General features: G+C 67.8%; 18 protein-coding genes and 1 pseudogene. 10 read left to right on the top strand and 9 right to left on the bottom strand.

The features are described from left to right. Positions 1-20 precede the first annotated feature (20 nt). Both cysC and cysD read right to left on the bottom strand, forming a co-directional pair. Entirely contained in the window at positions 21-1,871 is a 1,851-nt protein-coding gene (gene cysC, locus A5704_RS16115) for an adenylyl-sulfate kinase (protein WP_067761224.1), read from the bottom strand. Beyond that, the gene (gene cysD, locus A5704_RS16110) at positions 1,871-2,800 is read right to left on the bottom strand and encodes a sulfate adenylyltransferase subunit CysD (RefSeq protein WP_067889848.1); all 930 of its coding nucleotides are present in this window, start codon (positions 2,798-2,800) and stop codon (positions 1,871-1,873) included. The genes cysC and cysD overlap by 1 nt, the downstream gene beginning before the upstream one ends. Positions 2,801-2,985: 185 nt before the next feature. Between cysD and A5704_RS16105 the strand changes: the two genes are divergently transcribed. Beyond that, on the top strand, positions 2,986-3,423 hold the full coding sequence (locus A5704_RS16105; protein WP_067889846.1) for a PaaI family thioesterase: 438 nt from the start codon (positions 2,986-2,988) through the stop codon (positions 3,421-3,423). Positions 3,424-3,426: 3 nt separating this feature from the next. On the opposite strand, the gene A5704_RS16100 is transcribed toward A5704_RS16105, so the two are convergent. Continuing rightward, positions 3,427-3,918, bottom strand: a complete 492-nt coding sequence (locus tag A5704_RS16100) for a carbonic anhydrase (RefSeq protein WP_067275944.1) — start codon at positions 3,916-3,918, stop codon at positions 3,427-3,429. Positions 3,919-4,086: 168 nt separating this feature from the next. On the opposite strand from A5704_RS16100, the gene A5704_RS16095 reads away from it, so the two are divergent. Genes A5704_RS16095 through A5704_RS16080 form a run of 4 tightly spaced genes read left to right on the top strand, consistent with a single transcriptional unit; the run spans position 4,087 to position 9,482 of the window. Next, positions 4,087-5,064 carry an ABC transporter permease gene (locus A5704_RS16095; protein ID WP_067761209.1) on the top strand — a complete coding sequence of 326 codons (978 nt, stop codon included), beginning with the start codon at positions 4,087-4,089 and terminating at the stop codon, positions 5,062-5,064. Next, positions 5,061-5,987, top strand: coding sequence for an ABC transporter permease (locus A5704_RS16090; RefSeq protein WP_067783847.1), 927 nt, complete (start codon positions 5,061-5,063; stop codon positions 5,985-5,987). The genes A5704_RS16095 and A5704_RS16090 overlap by 4 nt, the downstream gene beginning before the upstream one ends. Beyond that, the gene (locus tag A5704_RS16085) at positions 5,984-7,822 is read left to right on the top strand and encodes an ABC transporter ATP-binding protein (protein ID WP_067783845.1); all 1,839 of its coding nucleotides are present in this window, start codon (positions 5,984-5,986) and stop codon (positions 7,820-7,822) included. The genes A5704_RS16090 and A5704_RS16085 overlap by 4 nt, the downstream gene beginning before the upstream one ends. Positions 7,823-7,847: 25 nt before the next feature. Beyond that, positions 7,848-9,482: an ABC transporter family substrate-binding protein gene (locus A5704_RS16080; protein WP_067783843.1), complete on the top strand. Its 1,635-nt coding sequence runs from the start codon at positions 7,848-7,850 to the stop codon at positions 9,480-9,482. On the opposite strand, the gene A5704_RS16075 is transcribed toward A5704_RS16080, so the two are convergent. From A5704_RS16075 to A5704_RS16060, 4 genes are all read right to left on the bottom strand, one after another. Further along, positions 9,469-10,713 carry an alpha/beta hydrolase gene (locus A5704_RS16075; RefSeq protein ID WP_067761201.1) on the bottom strand — a complete coding sequence of 415 codons (1,245 nt, stop codon included), beginning with the start codon at positions 10,711-10,713 and terminating at the stop codon, positions 9,469-9,471. The two genes, A5704_RS16080 and A5704_RS16075, sit on opposite strands and share 14 nt — an antisense overlap. 85 nt (positions 10,714-10,798) lie before the next feature. After that, positions 10,799-13,414, bottom strand: coding sequence for an ATP-binding protein (locus A5704_RS16070; RefSeq protein WP_067781529.1), 2,616 nt, complete (start codon positions 13,412-13,414; stop codon positions 10,799-10,801). Beyond that, the gene (locus A5704_RS16065; RefSeq protein WP_067781532.1) at positions 13,411-14,562 is read right to left on the bottom strand and encodes an exonuclease SbcCD subunit D; all 1,152 of its coding nucleotides are present in this window, start codon (positions 14,560-14,562) and stop codon (positions 13,411-13,413) included. Before A5704_RS16065 ends, A5704_RS16070 begins: the two co-directional genes overlap by 4 nt. Positions 14,563-15,053: 491 nt before the next feature. Then, on the bottom strand, positions 15,054-16,256 hold the full coding sequence (locus tag A5704_RS16060) for a cytochrome P450 (protein ID WP_067761196.1): 1,203 nt from the start codon (positions 16,254-16,256) through the stop codon (positions 15,054-15,056). Positions 16,257-16,366: 110 nt separating this feature from the next. On the opposite strand from A5704_RS16060, the pseudogene A5704_RS29805 reads away from it, so the two are divergent. Then, a pseudogene (locus A5704_RS29805) lies at positions 16,367-16,533 on the top strand (hypothetical protein); the annotation flags it as partial. A 17-nt stretch (positions 16,534-16,550) separates the two neighbouring features. After that, positions 16,551-17,051, top strand: a complete 501-nt coding sequence (locus A5704_RS16055) for a histidine phosphatase family protein (protein WP_156736470.1) — start codon at positions 16,551-16,553, stop codon at positions 17,049-17,051. Position 17,052: 1 nt separating this feature from the next. Here the strand turns inward: A5704_RS16055 and A5704_RS16050 are convergent, their stop codons facing one another. Together A5704_RS16050 and A5704_RS16045 are read right to left on the bottom strand one after the other, a co-directional pair. Further along, complete coding sequence (locus A5704_RS16050; RefSeq protein WP_067779649.1) at positions 17,053-17,595, bottom strand: DUF3558 domain-containing protein; 543 nt, start codon at positions 17,593-17,595, stop codon at positions 17,053-17,055. Next, entirely contained in the window at positions 17,592-18,149 is a 558-nt protein-coding gene (locus tag A5704_RS16045; RefSeq protein ID WP_067761192.1) for a DUF3558 domain-containing protein, read from the bottom strand. The genes A5704_RS16050 and A5704_RS16045 overlap by 4 nt, the downstream gene beginning before the upstream one ends. A gap of 183 nt (positions 18,150-18,332) precedes the next feature. Here A5704_RS16045 and A5704_RS16040 point away from each other — a divergent pair, with 183 nt between their 5' ends. The 3 genes from A5704_RS16040 to A5704_RS16030 all read left to right on the top strand — a co-directional run. Further along, positions 18,333-20,090 (top strand): ABC transporter ATP-binding protein, encoded by a 1,758-nt coding sequence (locus A5704_RS16040; RefSeq protein ID WP_067889880.1) that lies wholly within the window; start codon positions 18,333-18,335, stop codon positions 20,088-20,090. Then, complete coding sequence (locus A5704_RS16035) at positions 20,087-21,985, top strand: ABC transporter ATP-binding protein (RefSeq protein WP_067761189.1); 1,899 nt, start codon at positions 20,087-20,089, stop codon at positions 21,983-21,985. Before A5704_RS16040 ends, A5704_RS16035 begins: the two co-directional genes overlap by 4 nt. A gap of 296 nt (positions 21,986-22,281) precedes the next feature. After that, a partial coding sequence (locus tag A5704_RS16030) for a BTAD domain-containing putative transcriptional regulator (RefSeq protein ID WP_067889843.1) occupies positions 22,282-23,119 on the top strand: 838 nt, incomplete at its 3' end.

Genomic DNA, 23,119 nt, shown 5'->3' with positions numbered 1-23,119 from the left:
CAATCAGTCGCAGCCGTGCGCTAAGCGCGCGATTCGAGCAGATCGACGATGCTCTGCGCCTGCTCCTCGACGCTGAGCTCCGGGGTCAGCCGCAGGTCGGGATTCACCGGGGGTTGATACGGGCTGTCGATGCCGGTGAACTGCGCGATTTCGCCCGCGCGCGCCTTGGCGTACAGCCCCTTCGGATCACGCTGCTCGCATTCTTCGATCGGGGTGTCGCAGAACACCTCGACGAAGTCGAACCCCGCGGCGGCGTGCACATTACGCGCCATCTCACGTTGCTCGGTCAGCGGGCTGATCGCCGGTACCAGCACGACATTGCCGCAGTCGGCGAGCAGCGCCGCCACGTGCGCCAGCCGGCGCAGGTTCTCGGCGCGGTCTGCCATGCTGAATCCCAGGTCGGCGTTCAGGCCGTGCCGCAGGTTGTCACCGTCGAGAACGTAAGCTGCGACGCCCTTTTCGAGGAGCTTCTGCTCGACGAGCATGGCCACCGACGACTTGCCGGAACCGGAGAGCCCGGTGAACCACACCGTCTTGCCCCGCGGCCGGGCTTCGGCCACCTCCGATGACTTGTGCCGCACGGTGTTCGGGCTCGCCGTCTGCGCCGAGACGTCCCGCAACACCATGCCCGCCGCCACGGTGCCGTTGGTGTGCGGGTCGATCAGGATGAACGACCCGGTGCTGGCGTTGCGCGTGTACTCGTCGAGCAGCAGCGGCACCTGCGTGCGCAATGAGATGCGACCGAGTTCGTTGAGCTGCAACGCCGTTGCGGCCTTGTCACGGTGCAGGGTGTTCACGTCGAGCCGGTAGTCCAGCCCGGTCACCCGGGCGCGGGTGGTGCGGGTGGTGTGCTTGATGACGTAGTCCCGGCCGGGCTCGAGCGTCGCGTCGTCGGCCATCCAGCACACGGTCGCGTCGAATTCCTGGGTGACCCGGGGATGGTTGTTGGTGCGGGCGATGAGATCACCGCGCGAGATGTCGATCTCGTCGGCCAGGCTGATCGAAACCGCCATCGGCGGAAACGCCTCTTCCACTGGACCATTCGGCCCGTCGATGGCGGTGATCCGAGTGGTCTTGCCGATCGGCAGGACGACGACTTCGTCGCCCGGACGCATGACCCCGCTGGCCACGGTGCCCGCGTAGCTACGGTGGTCCTGATGTTCGCGGGTGTGCGGCCGGATGACGTACTGAACGGGGAACCGCACGTCGACCAGGTTGCGGTCGCCGGCGATGTAGACCTCCTCCAGGTGCGACAGCAGCGCGGGGCCCTCGTACCAGGGCGTCTGGTCCGACTTGGTCACCACGTTGTCGCCGTGCAGCGCGGACATCGGGATGGTGGCCACGTCGTGCACATCGAGGCGCGCGGCGAACGCGTGGAATTCGTCGCGGATGGCCTCGAATTTCTCTCTGTCCCAGCCGATCAGGTCCATCTTGTTGACGGCAAGCACGATGTGCTGGATGCCCAGCAGCGAAGCCAGGAAGGCGTGCCGGCGAGACTGCTCCAGCAGCCCGTGCCGGGCGTCGACGAGCACGATCACCAGCTGGGCGGTTGACGCGCCGGTCACCATGTTGCGGGTGTACTGGATGTGGCCCGGGGTGTCGGCGATGATGAATTTCCGCTTGGGCGTGGCGAAATAGCGGTAGGCGACGTCGATCGTGATGCCCTGCTCGCGCTCGGCGCGCAGACCGTCAGTCACCAGCGCGAGGTCGGTGTAGTCGTGGCCGCGCTCCTTGGACGTCTGCTCCACCGCCGCCCATTGGTCCTCCATGACGGCCTTGGAGTCGTAGAGCAGGCGGCCGATCAGCGTGGACTTGCCGTCGTCGACGGAACCCGCGGTGGCCAGGCGAAGCAGCGTCGTCGGTGTGGCCATCAGAAGTACCCCTGCCGTTTGCGGTCTTCCATGCCGGCCTCCGAGATGCGGTCGTCGGCCCTCGTGGCGCCGCGTTCGGTCAGCCGGGACACCGCGGTCTCGGCGATGACCTCATCCACCGTCGAGGCCTCCGATTCCACGCATCCGGTGCAGGTCACGTCGCCGACGGTGCGGAACCGCACCGTCGCTTCGAACACCGGCTCGTCGTCGCGCGGGTGCATGTGCCGGTCGACCGCGAGCAGCATGCCGTCGCGGCGAAACACCTTGCGGCGGTGGGCGTAATAGATCGAGGGCAGCGCGATGTTCTCCGCGCCGATGTAGGACCAGATGTCGAACTCGGTCCAGTTGGACAGCGGAAAGGCCCGGATGTGCTCGCCCTTGTGGTGCCGGCCGTTGTACAGGTTCCACAGCTCGGGGCGTTGCGCCTTCGGGTCCCACTGGCCGAACTCGTCGCGGAAGCTGAACACCCGTTCCTTGGCCCGCGCCTTCTCCTCGTCCCGGCGGGCCCCGCCGAACGCCGCGTCGAACTTGTTCTCCCGGATCGCGCGCAGCAGCGTCACGGTCTGGATCGAGTTGCGCCCCTGCTTCGGCTCGACGACGCGGCCCGCGTCGATGTCCTCCTGGACCGAGGCGATCACCAGGCGCACGCCGTGTTCGGCGACCAGTTCGTCGCGCGTCGCGATCACCTCGTCGAAGTTGTGCCCGGTGTCGACGTGCATCACCGGGAACGGCAACCGCCCGGGGCGGAACGCCCGCAGCGCCAGGTGCAGCATGACGATCGAGTCCTTGCCGCCGGAGAACAGCAGCACCGGCCGCTCGAACTCGGCGGCCACCTCGCGGATGATGTGGATCGCTTCGGCCTCGAGCGAGCGCAGGTGGCTCAACTCGTACTGGCCGGCGGCGGGACCCGCCTTCAGATCGCTGGTCATGGCTTCCTCGGTTAAACCTGGTAGAGTCGGTCAAGTTTGGCAGCTTTGCCCTCTATAGCATCAGTTCGTGGCGACGGTTGTCAAGTGGGCGCCGCTCATGGCGCGGACGACGCCCATCCGACGCATCGGGTCAAGACCGGCGGTGACCCTTTTCCGGCCGATGCCCGATGCGAAAGCATGAACGGATGACCTCCGACTCCGCACCCGCCGGCCCGCCACCGAGCGGCCGCGACGTCATCGCGCAGTTCCTCCCCCAATCGCCGTTCGTCGCGAAGCTGGGCATCGTCGCCGACCGGCTCGACGACCACGAGGTGCGCCTGCGGCTGCCGTGGGACCCCTCCAACGTGACGATCGGGGACATGGTGCACGGCGGCGCGATCGCCACCCTCGCCGACGTCACCGTCATGGCGGCGGCATGGTGCGGCGCGCAGGCACCCCCCGACCTTCGGGGCGTGACGGTGTCGATGGCGCTGGACTTCATGGCGCCGGCCCGGGCCGGCGACGTGATCGGCGTGGGCCGGGTGTTGCGGCGGGGCCGATCGCTGGTCAACTGTGAGGCCGAGATCGTCGACGCGTACGGCAAACTCGTAGCGAAGGCCCTCGCCACCTACAAGGTCGGCTGAGCGCTATGCCTTGATTTCCTGGAGCTTCCCCGTCGCGACGTCGAAGACGAATCCGCGCGCGGACTCGTGCTTGGTGACGAACGGGCTGTTCTCGATGCGGCGCAACGACTGCCGGACGTCCTCGGCGACGTCGGGAAAGGCTTCGGCCGCCCACGCCGGCTTGACGCCGGTCTCCTCTTGAATGGCCCGCTTGAAGTCGTCGTCGGTGAAGGTGAGCATCCCGCAGTCGGTGTGGTGGATAAGGATGATCTCCCGCGTTCCCAGCAGCCGCTGACTGATGGCCAGCGAGCGGATGACATCGTCGGTGACCACGCCGCCGGCATTGCGGATGACGTGCGCCTCGCCCTCGTTGAGACCCAGGGCGCGGTAGACGTCGAGGCGGGCGTCCATACAGGCGACGACGGCGACGTGCTTGGCGGGCGGCATCGGCAGCGGACCCTGGAATGTGCTGGCATATTGCGCGTTGTTGGCCAGGTAATCCTCGGTAACCGTCACGTCAGCCTCCTCGGGAGTGTCGCAGCACCGCGGTGGATGTTAACAACGGGCCACCGAATATTGACGCATGAAAATCAGCCCGATCACAAGGATCCGGTCGGCGCACCGGGCCGGTACGGGCCCGGCTCGTTAACCTGTCCCAATGCGAGACGGGCGGTGCGGTCGGGGATGATTCGTTTCTTGGCGCGCCGGTTGCTCAACTATGTCGTGCTGCTGGCCCTCGCCTCGTTCCTGACGTTCTGCCTGACGTCGGTCGCATTCAGGCCGCTGGACAGCCTGTTGCAGCGCAGCCCGCGGCCGCCGCAGTCCGTGATCGACGCGAAGGCCCGCTCCCTCAATCTGGACAAGCCCATACCGATCCGCTACGCGCAGTGGGCCTCGCACGCCGTGCGCGGCGACTTCGGCAAGACCATCACCGGACAGCCCGTCGGTGCCACGCTCTGGCGCCGGGTCGGCGTCACCCTGCGGCTCCTGGTGGTCGGATCGCTGGCGGGCACCGTCCTGGGCATCGCGGCCGGGGCCTGGGGCGCCATCCGCCAGTACAGACTCAGCGACCGCGTCGTCACGATGGTGGCGCTGCTGGTGCTGAGCACCCCGACGTTCGTCATCGCCAACCTGCTGATTCTTGCCGCGCTGCGGGTGAACTGGGCTCTGGGCGTGCACCTTTTCGACTACACGGGGGAAACCTCGCCCGGCGTGAGCGGCGGCGTCTGGCATCAGCTGGTGGACCGGTTGCGGCATCTGGTCCTGCCCACGCTCACGCTGACGCTGGCGGCCGCCGCCGGATACAGCCGTTACCAGCGCAACGCGATGCTCGACGTCCTGGGCCAGGATTTCATCCGCACCGCGCGCGCCAAGGGGCTCACCCGCCGGCGTGCGCTGGTCAAGCACGGACTGCGCACGGCGCTCATCCCGCTGGCCACCCTGTTCGCCTACGGGGTCGCCGGGCTGGTCACCGGCGCGGTGTTCGTCGAGAAGATCTTCGGCTGGCACGGCATGGGCGAATGGCTGGTGCAAGGGATCGCGACGCAGGACACCTACATCATCGCCGCGATCACGCTGTTCTCCGGCACGGTGGTGTTGCTGGCGGGTCTGCTCTCGGACGTGTTCTACGCGGCCCTCGATCCGCGGGTGCGGGTGTCATGACATCCGAGGCCAAAGTGGATGGCGCCCAGGGGATTCCGACGCCAAAGGCCGCGGAGTTCACCTCGCGCCGCACCCTGGTGCTGCGCAGGTTCGTGCGCAACCGGTTGGCGGTCGCGTCGCTGACGTTGCTCGTGCTGCTGTTCGTCGGCTGCTACGCGCTGCCCGCGGTGCTGCCGTACTCCTATGACGACCTCGACTTCGACGCGTTGCTGCAACCACCGAATTCCCGGCACTGGTTGGGCACCAACGCGCTAGGCCAGGACTTGCTGGCGCAGATCCTTCGGGGCATGCAGAAGTCGATGCTGATCGGTGTCTGCGTGGCCGTCATCTCGACCGGCATCGCCGCCACCGTCGGCTCGATCGCGGGCTACTTCGGTGGCTGGCGGGACCGGGCGCTGATGTGGTTGGTTGACCTGCTGCTGGTGGTGCCCAGCTTCATCCTGATCGCCATCGTCACACCGCGGACCAAGAGCTCCGCCAACATCCTGATGCTCGTCTTGCTGCTTGCCGGATTCGGCTGGATGATCAGCTCACGCATGGTGCGCGGCATGACCATGAGCCTGCGCGAACGCGAATTCATCAGGGCCGCAAGGTACATGGGCGTGTCCAGCCGCCGCATCATCCTGCGCCACGTGGTCCCCAACGTGGCCTCCATCCTGATCATCGACGCCGCCCTCAACGTCGCCTCGGCCATCCTGGCCGAGACCGGGCTCAGCTTCCTCGGGTTCGGCATCCAGCCGCCGGACGTCTCGCTGGGCACGTTGATCGCCAACGGCACCCAGTCCGCGACGACGTTCCCTTGGGTCTTCCTGTTTCCGGCGGGCGTGCTGGTGTTGATCCTGGTGTGTGCCAACGTGACCGGGGACGGCCTGCGCGACGCGCTCGACCCCGGCAGCGGCATGTTGCGGGGTGGTGCCCGGTGAGCGCGCTGCTGGAGGTCACCGACCTGGCCGTCAGCTTCCCGACGGACGGCCAACCGGTGACCGCGGTCCGCGGCATCAGCTATCGCGTCGCCCCCGGCGAAGTCGTGGCCATGGTCGGCGAATCCGGCTCGGGCAAGTCGGTTTCGGCGCTGGCGGCGGTGGGCCTGCTGCCCGAGTACGCGCGGGTGCGCGGCTCGGTGCGATTGCACGGCACCGAGTTGCTCGGCCTCGGCGACGACGCGATGTCACGCTTCCGCGGCAAGACGGTCGGCATGGTGTTCCAGGACCCGATGTCGGCGCTGACGCCCGTCTACACCGTTGGCGACCAGATCGCCGAGGCGATCGAGATCCACCAGCCGCACGTGGGCAAGAACGCCGCGCGCCGGCGCGCGGTGGAACTGCTCGAGCTGGTCGGCATCGCGCAGCCGGAACGGCGCGCCCGCGCGTTTCCGCACGAGCTGTCCGGCGGTGAGCGACAGCGGGTGGTGATCGCGATCGCGATCGCCAACGACCCGGACCTGCTGATCTGCGACGAACCCACCACCGCGCTGGACGTCACCGTGCAGGCGCAGATCCTCGAGGTGCTCAAGACGGCGCGCGACATCACCGGCGCCGGGGTGCTGATCATCACCCACGACCTGGGTGTGGTCGCCGAGTTCGCCGACCGGGCGCTGGTGATGTATGCCGGCCGCGTCGTCGAATCGGCGGGGGTGCATGATCTCTACCGCGATCGCCAGATGCCCTACACCGTCGGGCTGTTGGGTTCGGTGCCGCGGCTCGACGCGGTGCAGGGCACCCGGTTGGTGCCCATCCCCGGCGCGCCGCCGTCATTGGTGGGTCTGGAGCCGGGCTGTCCCTTCGCTCCGCGCTGCCCCCTGGTCGTCGACGAGTGCCGCGCGGCCGAACCCGAGTTGCTGCCGGTCGGTGTGGATCACCGGGCGGCGTGCATCCGCACCGACCAGGTCAACGGGCGCACCGCCGCGGACATCTACGGTGTCAACACCTCCGCACGCGGGGAGACGTCCGGCGACTCGCCGGTGATCGTCCGCGTGCGCGATCTGGTCAAGACGTTCCAGCTGACCAAGGGGGTGGTGTTGCGCCGGACCGTCGGTGAGGTCCGCGCGGTCGACGGCGTCAGCTTCGAACTGCGGCAGGGCCGCACCCTGGGCATCGTCGGCGAGTCCGGTTCCGGCAAGTCGACCACCCTGCACGAGATCCTGGAACTCGTTGCGCCGCAATCCGGCTCGATCGAAGTCCTCGGCGCCGACGTCGCGACCCTCAGCGCGTCGCACCGGCGATCCTTGCGCCGCGACATCCAGGTGGTGTTTCAAGACCCGGTGGCCTCACTGGACCCGCGGCTGCCCGTGTTCGAGCTCCTCGCCGAACCTTTGTCAGCCAACGGCTTCGGTAAGGACGAGACCAACGCGCGCGTCGCCGAGCTGCTCGACATCGTGGGGTTGCGCCGCGCCGACGCCGCCCGCTATCCCGCCGAGTTCTCGGGGGGTCAGAAGCAGCGCATCGGCATCGCGCGGGCGCTGGCACTGCAGCCGAAGATCCTGGCGCTCGACGAGCCGGTCTCCGCCCTCGACGTCTCCATCCAGGCGGGCATCATCAACCTGCTGCTCGACCTCCAAGAGCGGTTCGCCCTGTCGTACCTCTTCGTCTCCCATGACCTTTCGGTCGTCAAACACCTCGCGCACCAGGTGGTGGTCATGCATGCCGGCACGATCGTGGAACAGGGCGACAGCCGGCAAGTGTTCGGCAACCCGCAGCACGAGTACACCCGGCGACTGCTGGGCGCGGTGCCCCAACCGAATCCGGGCAAACGTGTCTAGGCGGGTCACGACGGCGCTCGTCGCGATGGCGCTTGTCATCTCCGGATGCTCGCCGGCCATCAACTTGGCGCCGCAAACCGGCCAGCACGCCCAGATCGGCAGCACCAGCGATATCAACCCGCAGGACCCCGCCACCCTGCAAGACGGCGGTAGCCTTCGGCTCGCGCTCAGCGACTTCCCGCCCAACTTCAATGTCCTACACATCGACGGTAATTCGGCCGAGGTCGCCGCGATGATGAAGGCCACCCTGCCGCGAGCGTTCATCCTCGGCGCCGACGGATCGACCACGGTCGATACCGACTACTTCACCAGCGTCGAACTCACCGGCACCGCACCGCAGGTGGTGACCTACACCATCAACCCCCGGGCCGTGTGGTCCGACGGCACTCCGATCAGCTGGGAAGACATCGCCAGCCAGATCCACGCTCTCAGCGGCGCCGACAAGACATTCGAGATCGCCGGCCCCAGCGGCGCCGACCGCGTCGCGTCGGTCACCCGGGGTGTCGACGACCGGCAGGCCGTGGTCACCTTCGCCAAGCCGTACGCCGAGTGGCGCGGCATGTTCGCCGGTAACGGCATGCTGTTCCCCAAGAGCATGACGGCCACACCCGAGGCGTTCAACAAGGCCCAACTCTTGGGACCCGGCCCGTCGGCCGGCCCCTTCATCGTCACGTCGCTGGACCGCACGACGCAGCGAATCGTGTTGTCCCGCAATCCGAAATGGTGGGGCGCCCGCCCACGCCTGGACAACATCACCTACCTGGTGCTGGACGACGCCGCGCGGCTGCCCGCGCTGCAGAACAACACCATCGACGCGTCCGGCGTCGGCACCGTCGACCAGCTGACCATCGCGCAGCGCACGAAGGGAATCTCGATCCGCCGCGCCCCCGCCCCGGCGTGGTCCCACTTCACGTTCAACGGCGCGCCCGGGTCGATCCTGTCCGACAAGGCGCTGCGCATCGCGGTGTCCAAGGGCATCGACCGGCGCACCATCGCCAAGGTCGTCCAATACGGACTCACCAGTGATCCGGTGGCGTTGGGTAACCACATCTATGTCGCGGGCCAGAAAGGCTACCAGGACAACAGTTCTGCGGTCCCCTACGACCCGGACGCCGCCCGGCGGGAGCTTGACGCCCTGGGCTGGAAGCAGGGCGGCCAGTTCCGCGAAAAGAACGGCCGCCAGCTGGTCATCCGCGACCTGTTCTATGACGCCCAGGGCAGCCGGCAGTTCGCCCAGATCGCACAGCACAGTCTGGCGCAGATCGGCGTCAAGCTCGAACTGGTGGCCCGGTCCGGCAGCGGGTTCTTCACCAACTACATCAACGTCGGGGATTTCGACATCGCCCAATTCGGTTGGCTCGGAGACGCTTTCCCGCTTTCGTCGCTCACCCAGATCTACCTGTCGACCGGCGAGAGCAACTTCGGCAAGATCGGCAGCCCCCAGATCGATGAGGCCATCGAGCGGACGCTGGAAGAACTCGATCCGGACAAGGCGCGGGGCCTGGCCAACGACCTCGACAAGCTCATCTGGGCCGAGGGGTTCAGCCTGCCGCTGACCCAATCCCCCGGCGACGTCGCCGTGCGCAGCACGCTGGCCAATTTCGGCGCCGCCGGTCTCGGCGACCTGCGCTACACCGCCATCGGATTCATGCGCGGCTGATCCCGCGACGCAGCCGCGCCGGGATAGGCAGGGCGCCCTCCACGGTCGCGGCGACCCCGATCGCCTTCCACAGCAGCCGCAGCTCGGGACGCGCCGGAAGGGCGTCGAGCGCAGGCGCTCTCGCCGCGAGCGCGTCGATCTCACCCCGCCACACCGCTCGGGCGATGGCAATCGCGGCGGGCTCGCGGAAGTCGAGCGCGCTGTGCGCCATGGTGGGCAGCTTCAGCAGCACCACGTTGGGCAGCAGAGCCGCCTCGCGCTCGGCGACCGCCGGCGGGGTGATCAGATCGCGGCCGCCGGAAACCACCACGGTAGGCCAGCCGAAATGCGGCATCTCTGCCACCAGGTCATAGGGCTCGTCCTCGAAAGTGGCCGTCTCCGTGCGTGCTTCGCGCTCCGCTACGGCGGGGTCGAGCGGTAGCCCGTCGGGTTCGGCGGCGTAGTTCAGCTCGCGGAACGCGATGCGGCTCACCAGGTCTTCCTCGTAGCGGTACGGCAGGTTGCTCAGGGTGGCGAACCGGGACAGCGCCCACCACAGCAACTTTCGGCCGTCCAGCAGCAGGTCGAGTTGTCGCTCCAGCAGCTCGGCTCCGCCGTAACCGTAGATCGTCGCGACCACCTGGGTGGCCGCCGCCGTCATCACGCCGGCGTCGACGAGTTTGCGCATTTTCGGAGCCAGCGCGGCCGTTTCGGGGCTGTCGCCCCTGAGCAACAGCCTGCGAATCGCGCGGCGGACGATCACGATGTCGTGCCGCGACAGCAGCGGCGAATCGAGGATCATCGCCCGCACCCGGCCCGGATGGCGCACGCCGAACCCGGAGGCGATGTAGGTGCCGTACGACGCACCGTAGATGACGGCGGTCTCGACGTGGGCATCGTCGAGTACGGCGGCGATGTCGTCGACGACCTGGTTCACGGTGATCGCCTCGGGAGGCAGATCCGCACCGGAGTCGTCGTGCCGCGACATGCCCACCCCGCGGTGTTCGATCATGATGACGTCAAGGCCGGCCGCGGCCGCGCGGCGCCGCAGCCCCTTGTACATCTGCACCGACGCCACCCCGGGACCGCCCGGGATGATGACCAGCGGGTGCGCCGACTTGCGGCCGGTGCGCACGTAGTACAGGTCGAATTCCTCGCTAGTCTCCGGCGAGATCGGCCGGCGCACAGGCCGGACACCGGGCAACGCCGCGAGCTTCTCCTGCACCCGGCGCCGTTTAGCGTTCATCGTCATCGGTGTCGGCCCGCCATGACACCATTCTGCCGGGCCTGCGGGCGGCCACCGCGTCCGGTGTGGTCGACGCAGCTCAGCGCCGGTGCTAGGCGCTGAGATCGATGCGGTGAGCGCCCTTGACGCCGTCGTACCGGTCGGGACTGCAGGTGAGGACGATGACCTGCCCGTGAGTGCCCACCGTGTCGAAGACCTCCCCCATTTTCGCCAGCCGATCGGGGTCGGTGAACCCCAACGCGTCGTCGACGACCACCGGAACGGCGTCCTGCTTGGCGACCAGGGCGGCGCCGGCCAGCCGCGCCAAGATGCCGAGTTGCTCCTTGGCCCCACCCGACAGCGAGTCGTAGGGCACCGTGATTCCGTCGAGCGTGCGGCTGCGAATGCAGAGGTCGCTGTCGATCTCGACCTCGAACGTGGGACCGAACACCGGGCGACCCAACCGCTGCAGTTCCGCGCGGTAGGGCTCGACGTACCGCTGCCGGGTGGTGTCGCGGTGACGCGTCATGACCGAGCGCAGCAGGCGCGCCGCCCTGGCCCGGCCGCCGACGCGGATGTGCTCACTGGCGGCGTGTTCGCGTTCGGTTTCCGCGGCGTCGAGCTTGCCCTGGCGGCCCTCGCTGCCCATCACCGACAGTTCGATGGTGATCTCGCGCAACGCGCGGGCGGCCTCTTCGTAGCGCTCGCGCAGTTCTTCCGTTTCCTTTACGGCGGCGCGCAATTCGGCGTTCACCGAGTCCGGGCTTGCCGCCGCGAGTTCCGCGGCGAGCTCGGCATGCCGACGTTCGGCGGCGAACGCGGCCCGCAGCGCCGTCTCCGCCGCCGACGCCAGTTCGTCGTCGCCGGCCGACGCCCGCTCCTGGGCCAGCCGGTCGGTGGCCGCGTCGAGTTCGCAACGCTGGTTCTTCAGCGCGTCCTCGAGAACCGTTGCGCGGGTGGCCAGCTCGGTGAGCCGGGCAGTGACGGTGGTGGCGATCCGGCGTCGGCCGTCGCACTCGGCGATCGCGGCCTGGCCAGCCGCCTGAAGCGCTTCAAGCTCGTCGCGGGCGGCTCCGATGCCGGTAGCCGCGCTGTCCGCCGGTTGCGCGGAGCGCAGCTGCGCGAGTCGCGAACGCAGCTCGTCGACCTCGTCGTCCCCGCACAGGCCGGTCAGGGTCGCGGTCAGTTGGTCGCGGCTGCCCTCCAGTTCGCGGCGACGCTGATCGGCGGCCCTGGCCGTGGCCAGGTCGGCCACCCGCGCGTCGGCCAACGCGGCCGACAGCTCCTCTTGCGCCGCAGCGTGTTTCGCCTGGACATCGAGGGTGGTTGCGCCGGGAGTGATCCACGCGGTCAGGACGCCGGGGACTTCGACCGCGGTGGGCCCGGTGGTCGTGATGGACCAGGTTTGGCCCTCGGACAACGCGACCCGTTCGCCATCGATGGACAGCTCGATGTCCGCGGCGGCGGCGAACTCGACCGCCGCCGACGTCGACGCCAACTGGTCGCCGATGCGATCGACCGCGGACGCGGCCGTCTCGATCCGGCGCAGCTGCTGCTCGGTGAGCGCGATCTCGCCGAGTTCCGCGGACACCTGCTCGCAGTCGCGCTGGATCGCGTCGATCTTGGCCAACCGGGCGCTCAGCCGATCGGCCTCCTCGCGGTCGGCGAGCTGAGTGACGGTGCGGCGGGCGGATTCGGCGCGGTGATGCAGATCCGCGACGGCCTCGGCGGCTTGCCGGGCGGCGGCCTCGGCGGCCTCGGCCTCGGCCTGCGCCGCCGCGCGCGCGTCGGCGGCCTCTTTCGCTTGTGCCTCGGCAGCCACGACAGCCGCTGTGCGGGTAGCGATTTCGGCGAGAAGCTGCAGACGTGAGGTGCGGGCCGTGGTGGCCGCCGCGCTAGTAGCCGCCGCGGCGGTCGCGATCAACTCGGCCTCGCGTGCTTGCCCCGTGAGTTCGGCGACCTTTTCCGCGGCCTGCTGCGCGGCGGTGAGCCGGGGGCGCGCGGCGATGCGCTGCTGGGACAGGTCGGCCACCTGTTGCGTCAGGGCCGCGTGCCGACCCACCCGCTCGTCGACCTCGGCGACCGCCGCCGCGCACTCCGCGACCGCGGCCTCGGCGTCGGCCAGGCGGGTGATCGCCGCGGCCCATTCCCCGGTGGGACGCCCCGTGGGGGTGAAGTAGCGTCCGTATTCCGCGTCGATGCGTTCGATGAGCAACGGCTCGGTGCCCGACAACGCCGCGGCGTCGCCGGCCGCCACGTCGAGCGCGCGCGACAGGGCGTCGCAACCGGAGAGATCCACCGCGGCGGTCGACGCCGACTGCAGCACCCGCTGGGCGTGCCACAAATCGCTGTCCACCGTCTCGGCCAGCATCGCGCGGACCCGTTCGTGCGCCTCGTCGCCGGTGAGCTGCTCGCGGTGCGGCGACTGGATCGTCAGTTCGGTTTCGCATTTCTTGTGGAACCGCTTGCGATAGGTGAAACGATAAGGGCCGCAGCTCAATTCGGCGCTAACCTCGGATCCGACGTCGCTGTGGGTGGGCTTGACCTGCTTGACTTCCTTCTTCGTCGAGCGGTCCCGGGACTCCAGCAGCAGATCGAGGGCCTCGATCATCGACGACTTGCCGATCTCGTTGGCGCCGCACAGCACGACGACACCGTGGTCGGGAAATTCGATCTCCCGGTGCGCGATGCCGCGATAATTCGTCAGGGTCAGGCGGTGCAACTTCATGCGGCGCCCCGGTCGGTGAGGCGTAGCAACAGCGCCAGCGCCGCCTGCGCGTCGGCGGCAGCATCGGAGGCTGGCTCGCGCGCGGTCGCCACCAGCTCGTCGACCGCCGCGGCGGCGAATCCCCCGATACCCAGATCGCTGAATTCGCCGTCGGCCGGGATTACCGCCAGATCGGTGCGGCGTTCCCACAGGCCGAGCCAGGCATACAACCGCGCGTACTTGTCGAGACACGCATCCAGCGCCGCCCGATCGGTGACCGTCAGGGATCCGGTGAGCGCCAAGCGCACCACGGTGCGGTCCTTGTCTGCCATCAGGTCCAGGTTCAGGTCGAGGTCGGCGATGTCACGGCGAGTGTCGACCTGGTGATGCATGGTGACGAAGCGCCACCGGCCGACATGCCGTGATTCCACCGAGGCGGTGCGACGCGGGTCGCTCTCGTCGATCTCCACGACGAGGACATGACCGGGGTCGGATTCCACGTCGTCGAAGTTGGTGACCTCCGGCGAACCGGAGTACCAGATCCGGCCGCTGTCACCGACATTCGTCCGTGAATGCTTGTCCCCCAGTGCAACGTAGTGCACCGTACCGGTCGCCAGCGCGCGGTCGAGGGTGGCCAGGCGGATCAGGGAGGGCTTGTCCCGGTCCGGGTCCAGGACGTCGACCCCGCCGTGCGCGACGAGGATCCGGGTGACCGGTTCGGGCGCGAGGCCTTCGAGAACGTCGGCGACCAGGTCGGTGGTCGGCGCCTTGGATCGCCATGGCGCGGCGACGATCTCCAGCCCGGGCCTGACCCGATGGGCGCCGGCCTGGTCGAGCACCACCACGTTGTCGGGACGTTCGGCGGTGAACAGGGCGCTGGTGTACACCGAGGACGCGTCGAGCGGGTCGTGGTTGCCCGGTAGCAGGTAGACCGGAATCCCGATGGCGCGCATGGCTTCTAACGACTGCCCGACGACCTGCGGGGGAAGCTGATTGTGTTCGAAGACGTCGCCGGAGACCACGACGAACTCGGCGCCCACCTCCGTCGCCAGCGCCCCCAGGCCGGCCACCGCGTCACGCCGGGCAGCCGAGTACCGCGGCTGAGCATCACCGGCGAGAAAGTGCCGGGTCATGCCGAGCTGCCAGTCGGCGGTGTGCAGGAATCGCATGGCGGCGGCTCCCTTTCGGACTCCGTGATTACCAGGGCATCGCGAGCTTAAATCCGCGCACCGACAAGACGCGGGACCTCGCCCGGCAGGTCTCCGAGCGGGTATTTTGCGTCACGGGCAGACCGGCGAGCCGCCGGCGCCGATCCTGCCGGCCACCGCGGCCGCCCAGCGTGGGGGGAAACTCGGCGGCGGGTAGGTGCCGTGATCCGCCGGTTCTTCCGACCCCCGCCCGGCTGGGTCGATGCCGCAACCCGCCAGGTCGTCGAGGTCGACCTGGCCACCTACGGAACGACTATCGCCCCGAACAGCCCGCCGAACTCGCCGACTGCCTCACCCCGACGGCTGGTCGATCCACATCTGTCGGAAAGGGTAGTTGGGTACGCCAGGTGGGCGTAGCTAATTTACCCAGGTCACGTCATCAAGGCCGAATGTTGAGTCATGGCGCCGCGATTGGTTATTTTTGCGCGGATCAAAGACCAGGCGCGACCTTTTCATGCCAGGACGGCCGGCAAAGTTTCCCAGCCGCGGACTGTCGATGTCGTGGTCATGCGTGCCGCAGACATATCGATGTCCCACTCCGGGAAGCGGTTGAGCACCTCATCGAGCGCCACGCGTCCCTCCATCCGGGCTAACGACGCTCCCAGGCAATAGTGCACGCCAACACCGAAGCCGACATGGGCTCCGGCTTTGCGGTGAAGGTCGAAGACGTCGCCATCGGGCGGGAATTGCCGATGGTCGCGGTTTGCGGCACCGGCGAGCAACATCATGATGCTGCCGGCCGGCACGTGTTGTCCGTAGTAGTCCACGTCGCGTGTGAGGGTGCGCGCGATGTGTGGCGCGGGGGGTTCGAAACGCAGCAGCTCCTCGATTGCGCCGGCAATCAGGCTGCGATCGGCGACCAGCTCCCGCCGCTGCTCGGGGTGCTCGGCCAAAACCTTGCCCGCCCAACCGATTAGCCGGGTCGTTGTCTCGGCGCCGCCCGCGGCGACCAGCGTGATGCAAATCAGCAGTTCCTCGCGGGTCAACCCCCGTCTGGTGCCATCGAGGTCGGTGAATTCGACGCTGAGCAATTCGGTGACCACGTCGTCGGAGGGATGTTCAGCGCGCCAATCGAGGTAGTCGGCGAACAGCTGCCCGGTTTCCAGCCCTGTGGACGCGGCTTTCATTTGTCCGCCGGCCTCGGTGTTGACGTGACTTTCGGCGAGGTCAAGGACCTCCTGCCGCATCTCATCGGGAATTCCCAGCAGCCTGCACACGACTCTCACCGGCATCTCGGCACCCAAATTGGCGATGAAGTCAAAGCCCCCGGTACCAACGAACGGATCGAGACTCTCGGCACAGAATTGCCGCGCGGTGGCCTCGACCTCGCGCATTTTGCGTGGCGTGAACATGCGAGAAAGGCTCTGGCGATAGATGTCGTGAAGGGGCGGGTCCTCCATCAGGAACACGCCGGGCGGAATCGGCATGTCAGCCTTGATCAACTCGAGAATGTTTCCCCGCGCAGAGCTGAACGTCTCATGGTCATTCAGCGCCGCATGCACGTCGTCGAATCGGCTCAGCGCGTAGAAGTCGTGTTGGTCGTTGTACGACAGCGGCGCCTCCTCGCGGAGCCGCCGAAACAGCGGATACGGGTCGGCGTTGAGTTCGACGTCGTAGGGGTCGTAGAACACCTCACTCGCAGTCTGGACACCCATATGCCTGCAACTCCCTCCAACCGACGCATCCGACCGTTCGTCGGACGGACTACTGGTAAGTCAGGACAGCACGCCACTGGGAGCCGCAATAACCTAGACACGCACAACCCTGCTCATCCTCAGACTGCATCGTGCCCGGCTACCTCTCCGAAGTCCACCACGTCACCGACCACGCGAAATCCCGGCACCGACATCGACGGCCGACCCCGCACCAACACCTTCCACCACCGGAGAAAAACTCCTCCACGACGACGACGATGACGACGACGCCGCATAGGGGTTAGCGTGACTCCCGTGGAAGACCAGCGCACGTTGTTGTTGATGCGTCACGCGAAGTCTGACTACCCGCCCGGCGTCGCCGACCACGAGCGGCCGTTGGCGCCGCGAGGAATTCGCGAGGCCGGCCTCGCGGGCGACTGGCTGCGCGCCAACGCCCCGGCCATCGACGCCGTGCTGTGTTCCACCGCGACGCGGACCCGGCAGACGTTGGCCACCACGCGTATCGACGCCCCGGTGCGGTACAGCGAGCGGCTCTACGGCGCGACCCCGGGCACGATGATCGAGGAAATCAACGCCGTGAGCGAGGACATCGGGACGCTGCTTGTCGTCGGTCACGAGCCGACGATGTCCGCGGTGGCACTCGGCCTCGGCGGTGCCGGCACCGATGTTGCCGTGGCGGAACGGATTTCGATCAAGTTCCCGACGTCGGCGATCGCCGTGCTGACGGTCACGTCGGGATGGAAGGGCCTCGAACTCGGCCGCGCCGCCCTGATCGGGTTCGAAATCCCGCGCTGACTCAGGAGTTCGTAGCCAGCGTCAGCTCCATCAGCTTGAGCGCCTGACCGCACGCGTCGATGCCGGGCGCCTGGGGGTTGACCCACCAGCCGACCACGCCGGCCGCGTCGCTGGCCACCCCGCACGCACCGTTCGGGTCGTCCGGGCGCATCACGATGGAATCGATCCCGGCGATGTTCCGCGTCTCGACCTTGTACTTGAGGAAATCGGCGACCTTGCGCTCGTTGCTCAGGCTGCCCTGCTCGAACCAGAACCGGGTGATGTCGATCAGGCCGGCCGGGTTGGCCGCCTGCCACCGGCAGATCGCCCCGACGAAGGTGCTCTGAATGTCGAGCGGATCCGCGCCCACCGTCTTGGCGAGGATGTCGCTGGTGAGCACCTCGCACTCCTTGAGCAGGTTCGGATACTGCTGCTGGGAGTTGTTGTTACGCGTCGGACCGCCGGCCTTCACGGCGTTACCGGCGACGGACCTCGAACATCCGGTCGACACGACGAGCGCGGTGATCAAGACGGCGACAAGGGCGCGGACGCTACTTCTGCTCATTTGGAGTTCGCAATCGACTGGCGCGCCAATTCCTTGGCTATGTCGCACGGCGGCGGGAACGGCTTCTGACTGAAGCTGATAGACCATTCGATGAAGTCGTCCTGGAATTGGATGCCCACCTCGCACAGCGAGTCACCCAGATTGGGCTCGTTCCCGATGGCGATGAAGCCGCCGTGGCCATTGATGTTGATGTCGTCGACGCTCGCGCGCGACAGCTCCTCGGTCTTGCGTTCACGCCCGATGGGACTGCCGCGATACCAGGAGAACGAAAAGTGCGGGCCGAGGATGCCGCCACCGGCCAGCCACTGGCAACCGACGGAGTTCCGGGCGGTGTTGATCAGGCCGGTCACCTTGGTCAGCTCCGCCACGGTCTGATCGTTGATGCCGCCGCACTGGGGAAACATCGGCCCGTGGTGGCCCTCCGAGTTTCCCGGCGCCGTCGACGACGTCGCGCCCGGTTTGTTGCTCCCGGAATCCGAGCACGCCGCAACCGTGGGGATCAGGATCGCCAAGGCTGTCGCCGCAACGGCCAGCGCCCTCGAGTTACGCCGCACCGCTACCCTGCTTCTTCTCAGCCTGCTGCCGGTCCACACGATGCACTGTAGCGGCAGCTCAGCAGGTCAACCACCGACGCGCCTGAGCAGGCGTTTCAGTCGCGTCACCGCATGCGGCGGCCGAGTTAGACCATCCGGCGGTTGCTGGCGGCCGCGGGACGCGCCGTGTGCGACAGTTACGAAATGCTCCTGGCACTGCTGCGCCAGTACATCCGGCCGTACCGGCGGCTGGTCGCGGCGCTTATGGTGCTCCAGCTCATCAGCACGCTGGCATCGCTGTACCTGCCGACGGTCAACGCCGCCATCATCGACGAGGGCGTCGCCAAGGGCGACACGGCCACCATCGTCAGGCTCGGCCTGGTGATGCTCTCGGTCACCGGCCTGCAGGTGTTGTGCGCGATCGCGGCGGTGTACTTCGGCTCGCGAACCGGCATGGGCTTCGGTCGCGACCTGCGCGCCGCGATGTTCGAACACGTCACCACCTTCTCCGAACACGATACGGACCGCTTCGGCGCGCCCACGTTGTTGACGCGCAGCACCAACGACGTCCGCCAGATCCAGTACCTCGTTCAGATCTCGAGCACCGTGCTGGTCACCGCGCCGATCATGTGCATCGGCGGGATCGTGATGGCCATCCACCAGGAGGCGGCGCTGACCTGGCTGCTGCTGGTCAGCGTTCCCATCATGGCTGTGGCCAATTACTGGGTGATGTCGCACATGCTCCCGCTGTTCCGCAGGATGCAGGGCCTGATCGACGGCATCAACCGGGTGATGCGCGACCAGCTGTCCGGCATCCGGGTGGTGAGGGCGTTCGCCCGCGAAGGCTACGAGCGGGAGCGGTTCGGCCGGGCCAACGCCGCGCTGTCCGATACCGCGCTGACCGCCGGCAACTGGCAGGCGCTGATGCTGCCGGTGACCACGCTGACCGTCAACGTGTCCAGCGTCGCGCTGATCTGGTTCGGCGGGCTGCGCATCGATCGCGGCCAGATGCAGGTCGGGTCGCTGACCGCGTTCCTGGCGTACTTCACCCAGATCCTGATGGCGGTGTTGATGGCGACCATGACGCTGGTGGTGCTGCCCCGAGCCTCCGTCTGCGCCGAACGGATCACCGAAGTTCTTTCGACCGAGGCCGCCGTCGACGACCCGCGGAGCCCGGTGTTCCCGCGCGGCGGGATCACCGGAATGGTGCGCCTGGCGGGCGCGACATTCACCTATCCGGGCGCCGACAGGCCCGTCCTGCAAGACATCTCGCTGACCGCGCGGCCCGGCACCACCACCGCCATCGTCGGCAGCACCGGCTCGGGCAAGTCGACGCTGGTGTCGCTGATCTGCCGGCTCTACGACGTCACCGGCGGCGCCGTCCTGGTGGACGACGTCGATGTCCGCGATTACCGCACCGAGCGGCTCTGGTCCGCGATCGGGCTGGTTCCCCAGCGCGGCTACCTGTTCTCGGGGACCGTGGCGGACAACCTGCGCTATGGCAAGGCGGACGCGACCGACGACGAGATGTGGCAAGCGTTGCGCGTGGCCGACGCCGACGGGTTCGTGCGCGCACACGATGACGGGCTCAGAATGCGAGTGGCTCAGGGCGGAATCAACTTCTCCGGCGGTCAGCGGCAGCGACTGGCCATCGCGCGGGCGGCCATCCGCCGACCGGCCATCTATCTCTTCGACGACTCGTTCGGCGCGCTCGACGTGCACACCGACGCGCGGGTGCGCGAATCGCTGAAGCGGATTACCGGTCAGTCCACCGTCATCGTTGTCACGCAACGGGTTTCGACCGCCGCCCAGGCCGACCAGGTGATCGTCGTCGACAGCGGGAGACTGGTCGGCACCGGCACGCACGAATCGCTGCTCGCCGACTGCGCCACCTATGCCGAGTTCGCCGACTCCCAATCGGTCAGCGCCGTCCGATCGGGCCAAGTCGGGGGCGCGCCATGACCGTGACGGCCACTCGCGGCTTGACCCCGGCCCCGGCCGGACGCTCCCGCGACTTCTGGGGTTCGGCCGCCCGGCTGGTGAGACGGCTTGCGCCCCAACGCCGGCTGAGCATCGCGGTGATCAGCCTCGGCGTAACCGGCACGGTGATCGGGGTCGTCGTTCCGCGAATCCTCGGCCACGCCACCGATCTGCTGTTCAACGGCGTCATCGGACGTCAGCTCCCCGCGGGCATCACCAAGGCACAGGCGGTCGCCGCGGCCAGGGCCAGGGGCGACAACACCTTCGCCGACCTTCTCTCGGGAATGAGCGTGGTGCCGGGCAGAGGCGTGGACTTCGCCGCGGTGGCACGAACCCTGGTGCTGGCGTTGGGTTTGTATCTCGCTTCCGCGCTGCTGATCTGGGCGCAAGCGCGCCTGCTCAACGTGACCGTGCAGCGCACCATGGTCGCGCTGCGTTCCGACGTCGAGGACAAGATCCACCGGCTGCCGCTGTCGTACTTCGATGGGCGCCAGCGCGGCGAGCTGTTGAGCCGGGTGACCAACGACATCGACAACGTGCAGTCGTCGCTGTCCATGACCATCAGCCAGCTCGTCACGTCGGTGCTGACCATCGTCGCCGTGCTGGCGATGATGCTGTCCATCTCGCCTCTGCTGGCCCTGATCGCCGTGGCGACGGTGCCGCTGTCGCTGGTGGCCACCCGCGCGATCGCGCGGCGCGCGCAGCGCCTGTTCGTGGCCCAATGGACGAGCATCGGTCGCCTCAACGCCCACATCGAGGAGACGTACAGCGGCTTCACGGTGGTCAAGACGTTCGGCCATCAGGCCGCCGCGCGCGAACAGTTCCGCGACCACAACGACGACGTCTACCGGGCCAGCTTCGGCGCGCAGTTCTTCTCGGGACTCGTGGCACCGGCGACGTCGTTCATCGGCAACCTGGGCTACGTGGCCGTCGCCGTGGTGGGCGGCCTGCAGGTGGCCACCGGCCACATCACCCTGGGCGGCATCCAGGCCTTCATCCAATACGTCCGGCAGTTCAACGCCCCGCTGAGCCAGGTCGCCGGGATGTACAACACCCTGCAGTCCGGCGTGGCCAGCGCGGAGCGGGTGTTCGATCTGCTCGACGAGCCCGAAGAAACGGCGGACCCCGAACCGACCGCCGACAGCGGGGCCACACATCGCGCCGGACGAGTCGAGTTCGAACACGTGACCTTCGGGTACCGCCCGAACACCCCGGTGATCCACGACCTGTCGATGGTGGCCGAGCCGGGCAGCACGGTGGCGATCGTCGGGCCGACCGGGGCCGGCAAGACCACGCTGGTGAACCTGCTCATGCGGTTCTATGACGTCGACTCCGGTCGGATCCTGGTCGACGGTGTCGACATCACCACCGTCAGCAGGCAGTCGCTGCGCTCGGGGATCGGCATGGTCCTGCAGGACACCTGGCTCTTCGACGGGACGATCGCGGAGAACATCGCCTACGGGCGGCCCGGGGCCGGCGCGGACGAGGTGGTGCGGGCCGCGCAGGCGGCTTATGTCGACCGGTTCGTGCACACGCTGCCCGCCGGCTACGAGACCCGAGTCAGCGGAGGCGGCGGCAACATCAGCGCGGGCGAGAGGCAGTTGATCACCATCGCGCGGGCGTTCCTCGCCCGGCCGCGGCTGCTGATCCTGGACGAGGCGACCAGCTCCGTCGACACCCGCACCGAGGCGCTCATCGCCCGCGCCATGTCCGAACTTCGCCGCGACCGTACGAGTTTCATTATCGCGCACCGCCTTTCGACGATCCGGGACGCCGACCGCATCGTCGTGATCGAGGCCGGCCGGATCGTCGAACAGGGCAGCCACGCCGAGCTGCTGGCCCGGCGGGGCGCCTACTACGCCATGACCAGGGCCTAGTCCGACGCGGGGGTCGCTGTGACGTCACGTTGAGAATTTATTGAGGCAACGAAAAGGCCAAGATCGGAACCTTGTCCGCCTTGTGCGTGTTCGCCTGAGCGCCAGACCCGTTCGCGACAGGCGCCCCACGTCCTTGTGGCGGGGAACGCTTTTCATCACCCGCGGTGCGATCAGCGCCCAGCCGTCGAACACGCACAATTCGCGGGTCACTACCGAAATCGCAGGGATTGATATCACAATGGCAAGCTAGGACATCTCAAAGGTGCGCTGCGCAGGACCGGAAGGACCGATAGGCGATGGTGGACAAACGTCTCGAACTCGGTCTGCTCGGACCGTTGGAGATGAGTGTCGACGGCAGCCTGGTGGCATTGGGCACTCCCAAACAGCGGGCGGTGCTTGCCATGCTGTTGATGAACCACAACAGTCCGGTCGGGGTCGACCGGCTCATCACGGCCCTATGGGACGACGAGCCGCCGTCGGGGGCACGGGCCAGCATCCATTCGTATGTGTCCAATCTGCGCAAGCTGCTCAGCACCGCCGGCATCGACCCTCGGGTGGTGCTGGCGGCGGCGCCGCCGGGATACCGGCTCAGTATCGCCGAAAACGCTTACGATCTCGGACGCTTCATCGCCGAAAAGACCGCGGGTGTACACGCCGCAGCCACCGGCAAATTCGAAGACGCCAGCCGGCACCTGGCGGCCGCGTTGGCGGAATGGCGCGGACCGGTGCTCGAGGACTTGCGCGAGTTCCAGTTCGTCGACACCTTCGCCACTTCCCTTGTCGAGGAAAAGATTCTGGTCCACGGCGCGAAGGCAGAGGCCGAAATCGCGTGCGGGCGTGCGTCCGCCGTGATCACCGAACTGGAGGCGCTGACCGCCGAACACCCCTATCGCGAGCCGCTGTGGGCGCAGTTGATCACGGCTTATTACCTCACCGACCGCCAATCCGACGCCCTGGCCGCCTATCGACGCGTCAAGACGACGCTCGCCGACGACCTGGGAATCGATCCGGGCCCGACGCTGCGGTCGCTCAACGAGCAGATCCTGCGGCAGGAACCGCTGGACGTGAAACGAACCGCCAAGACCGCCGCCGTCGACACGGTGACGGTGCTCGAACAACACACCATGGTGTCCG

Source organism: Mycobacterium sp. E735, from assembly GCF_001666955.1.
GTDB lineage: Bacteria > Actinomycetota > Actinomycetes > Mycobacteriales > Mycobacteriaceae > Mycobacterium.
The sequence above is the reverse complement of the archived record's forward strand: the minus strand, read 5'-3'. Positions and strand labels throughout refer to the sequence as shown.

Coding starts and splice junctions, on each gene's coding strand:
- A5704_RS16060 (WP_067761196.1), bottom strand. CDS start 16,256: ATGGGTGTCCAGACTGCGAGTGAGGTGTTCTACGACCCCTACGACGTC.
- A5704_RS16035 (WP_067761189.1), top strand. CDS start 20,087: ATGACCGTGACGGCCACTCGCGGCTTGACCCCGGCCCCGGCCGGACGC.
- A5704_RS16050 (WP_067779649.1), bottom strand. CDS start 17,595: ATGAGCAGAAGTAGCGTCCGCGCCCTTGTCGCCGTCTTGATCACCGCG.
- cysC (WP_067761224.1), bottom strand. CDS start 1,871: ATGGCCACACCGACGACGCTGCTTCGCCTGGCCACCGCGGGTTCCGTC.
- A5704_RS16065 (WP_067781532.1), bottom strand. CDS start 14,562: ATGCGATTCCTGCACACCGCCGACTGGCAGCTCGGCATGACCCGGCAC.
- A5704_RS16070 (WP_067781529.1), bottom strand. CDS start 13,414: ATGAAGTTGCACCGCCTGACCCTGACGAATTATCGCGGCATCGCGCAC.
- cysD (WP_067889848.1), bottom strand. CDS start 2,800: ATGACCAGCGATCTGAAGGCGGGTCCCGCCGCCGGCCAGTACGAGTTG.
- A5704_RS16040 (WP_067889880.1), top strand. CDS start 18,333: ATGCTCCTGGCACTGCTGCGCCAGTACATCCGGCCGTACCGGCGGCTG.
- A5704_RS16075 (WP_067761201.1), bottom strand. CDS start 10,713: ATGACGATGAACGCTAAACGGCGCCGGGTGCAGGAGAAGCTCGCGGCG.
- A5704_RS16080 (WP_067783843.1), top strand. CDS start 7,848: ATGGCGCTTGTCATCTCCGGATGCTCGCCGGCCATCAACTTGGCGCCG.
- A5704_RS16105 (WP_067889846.1), top strand. CDS start 2,986: ATGACCTCCGACTCCGCACCCGCCGGCCCGCCACCGAGCGGCCGCGAC.
- A5704_RS16090 (WP_067783847.1), top strand. CDS start 5,061: ATGACATCCGAGGCCAAAGTGGATGGCGCCCAGGGGATTCCGACGCCA.
- A5704_RS16095 (WP_067761209.1), top strand. CDS start 4,087: ATGATTCGTTTCTTGGCGCGCCGGTTGCTCAACTATGTCGTGCTGCTG.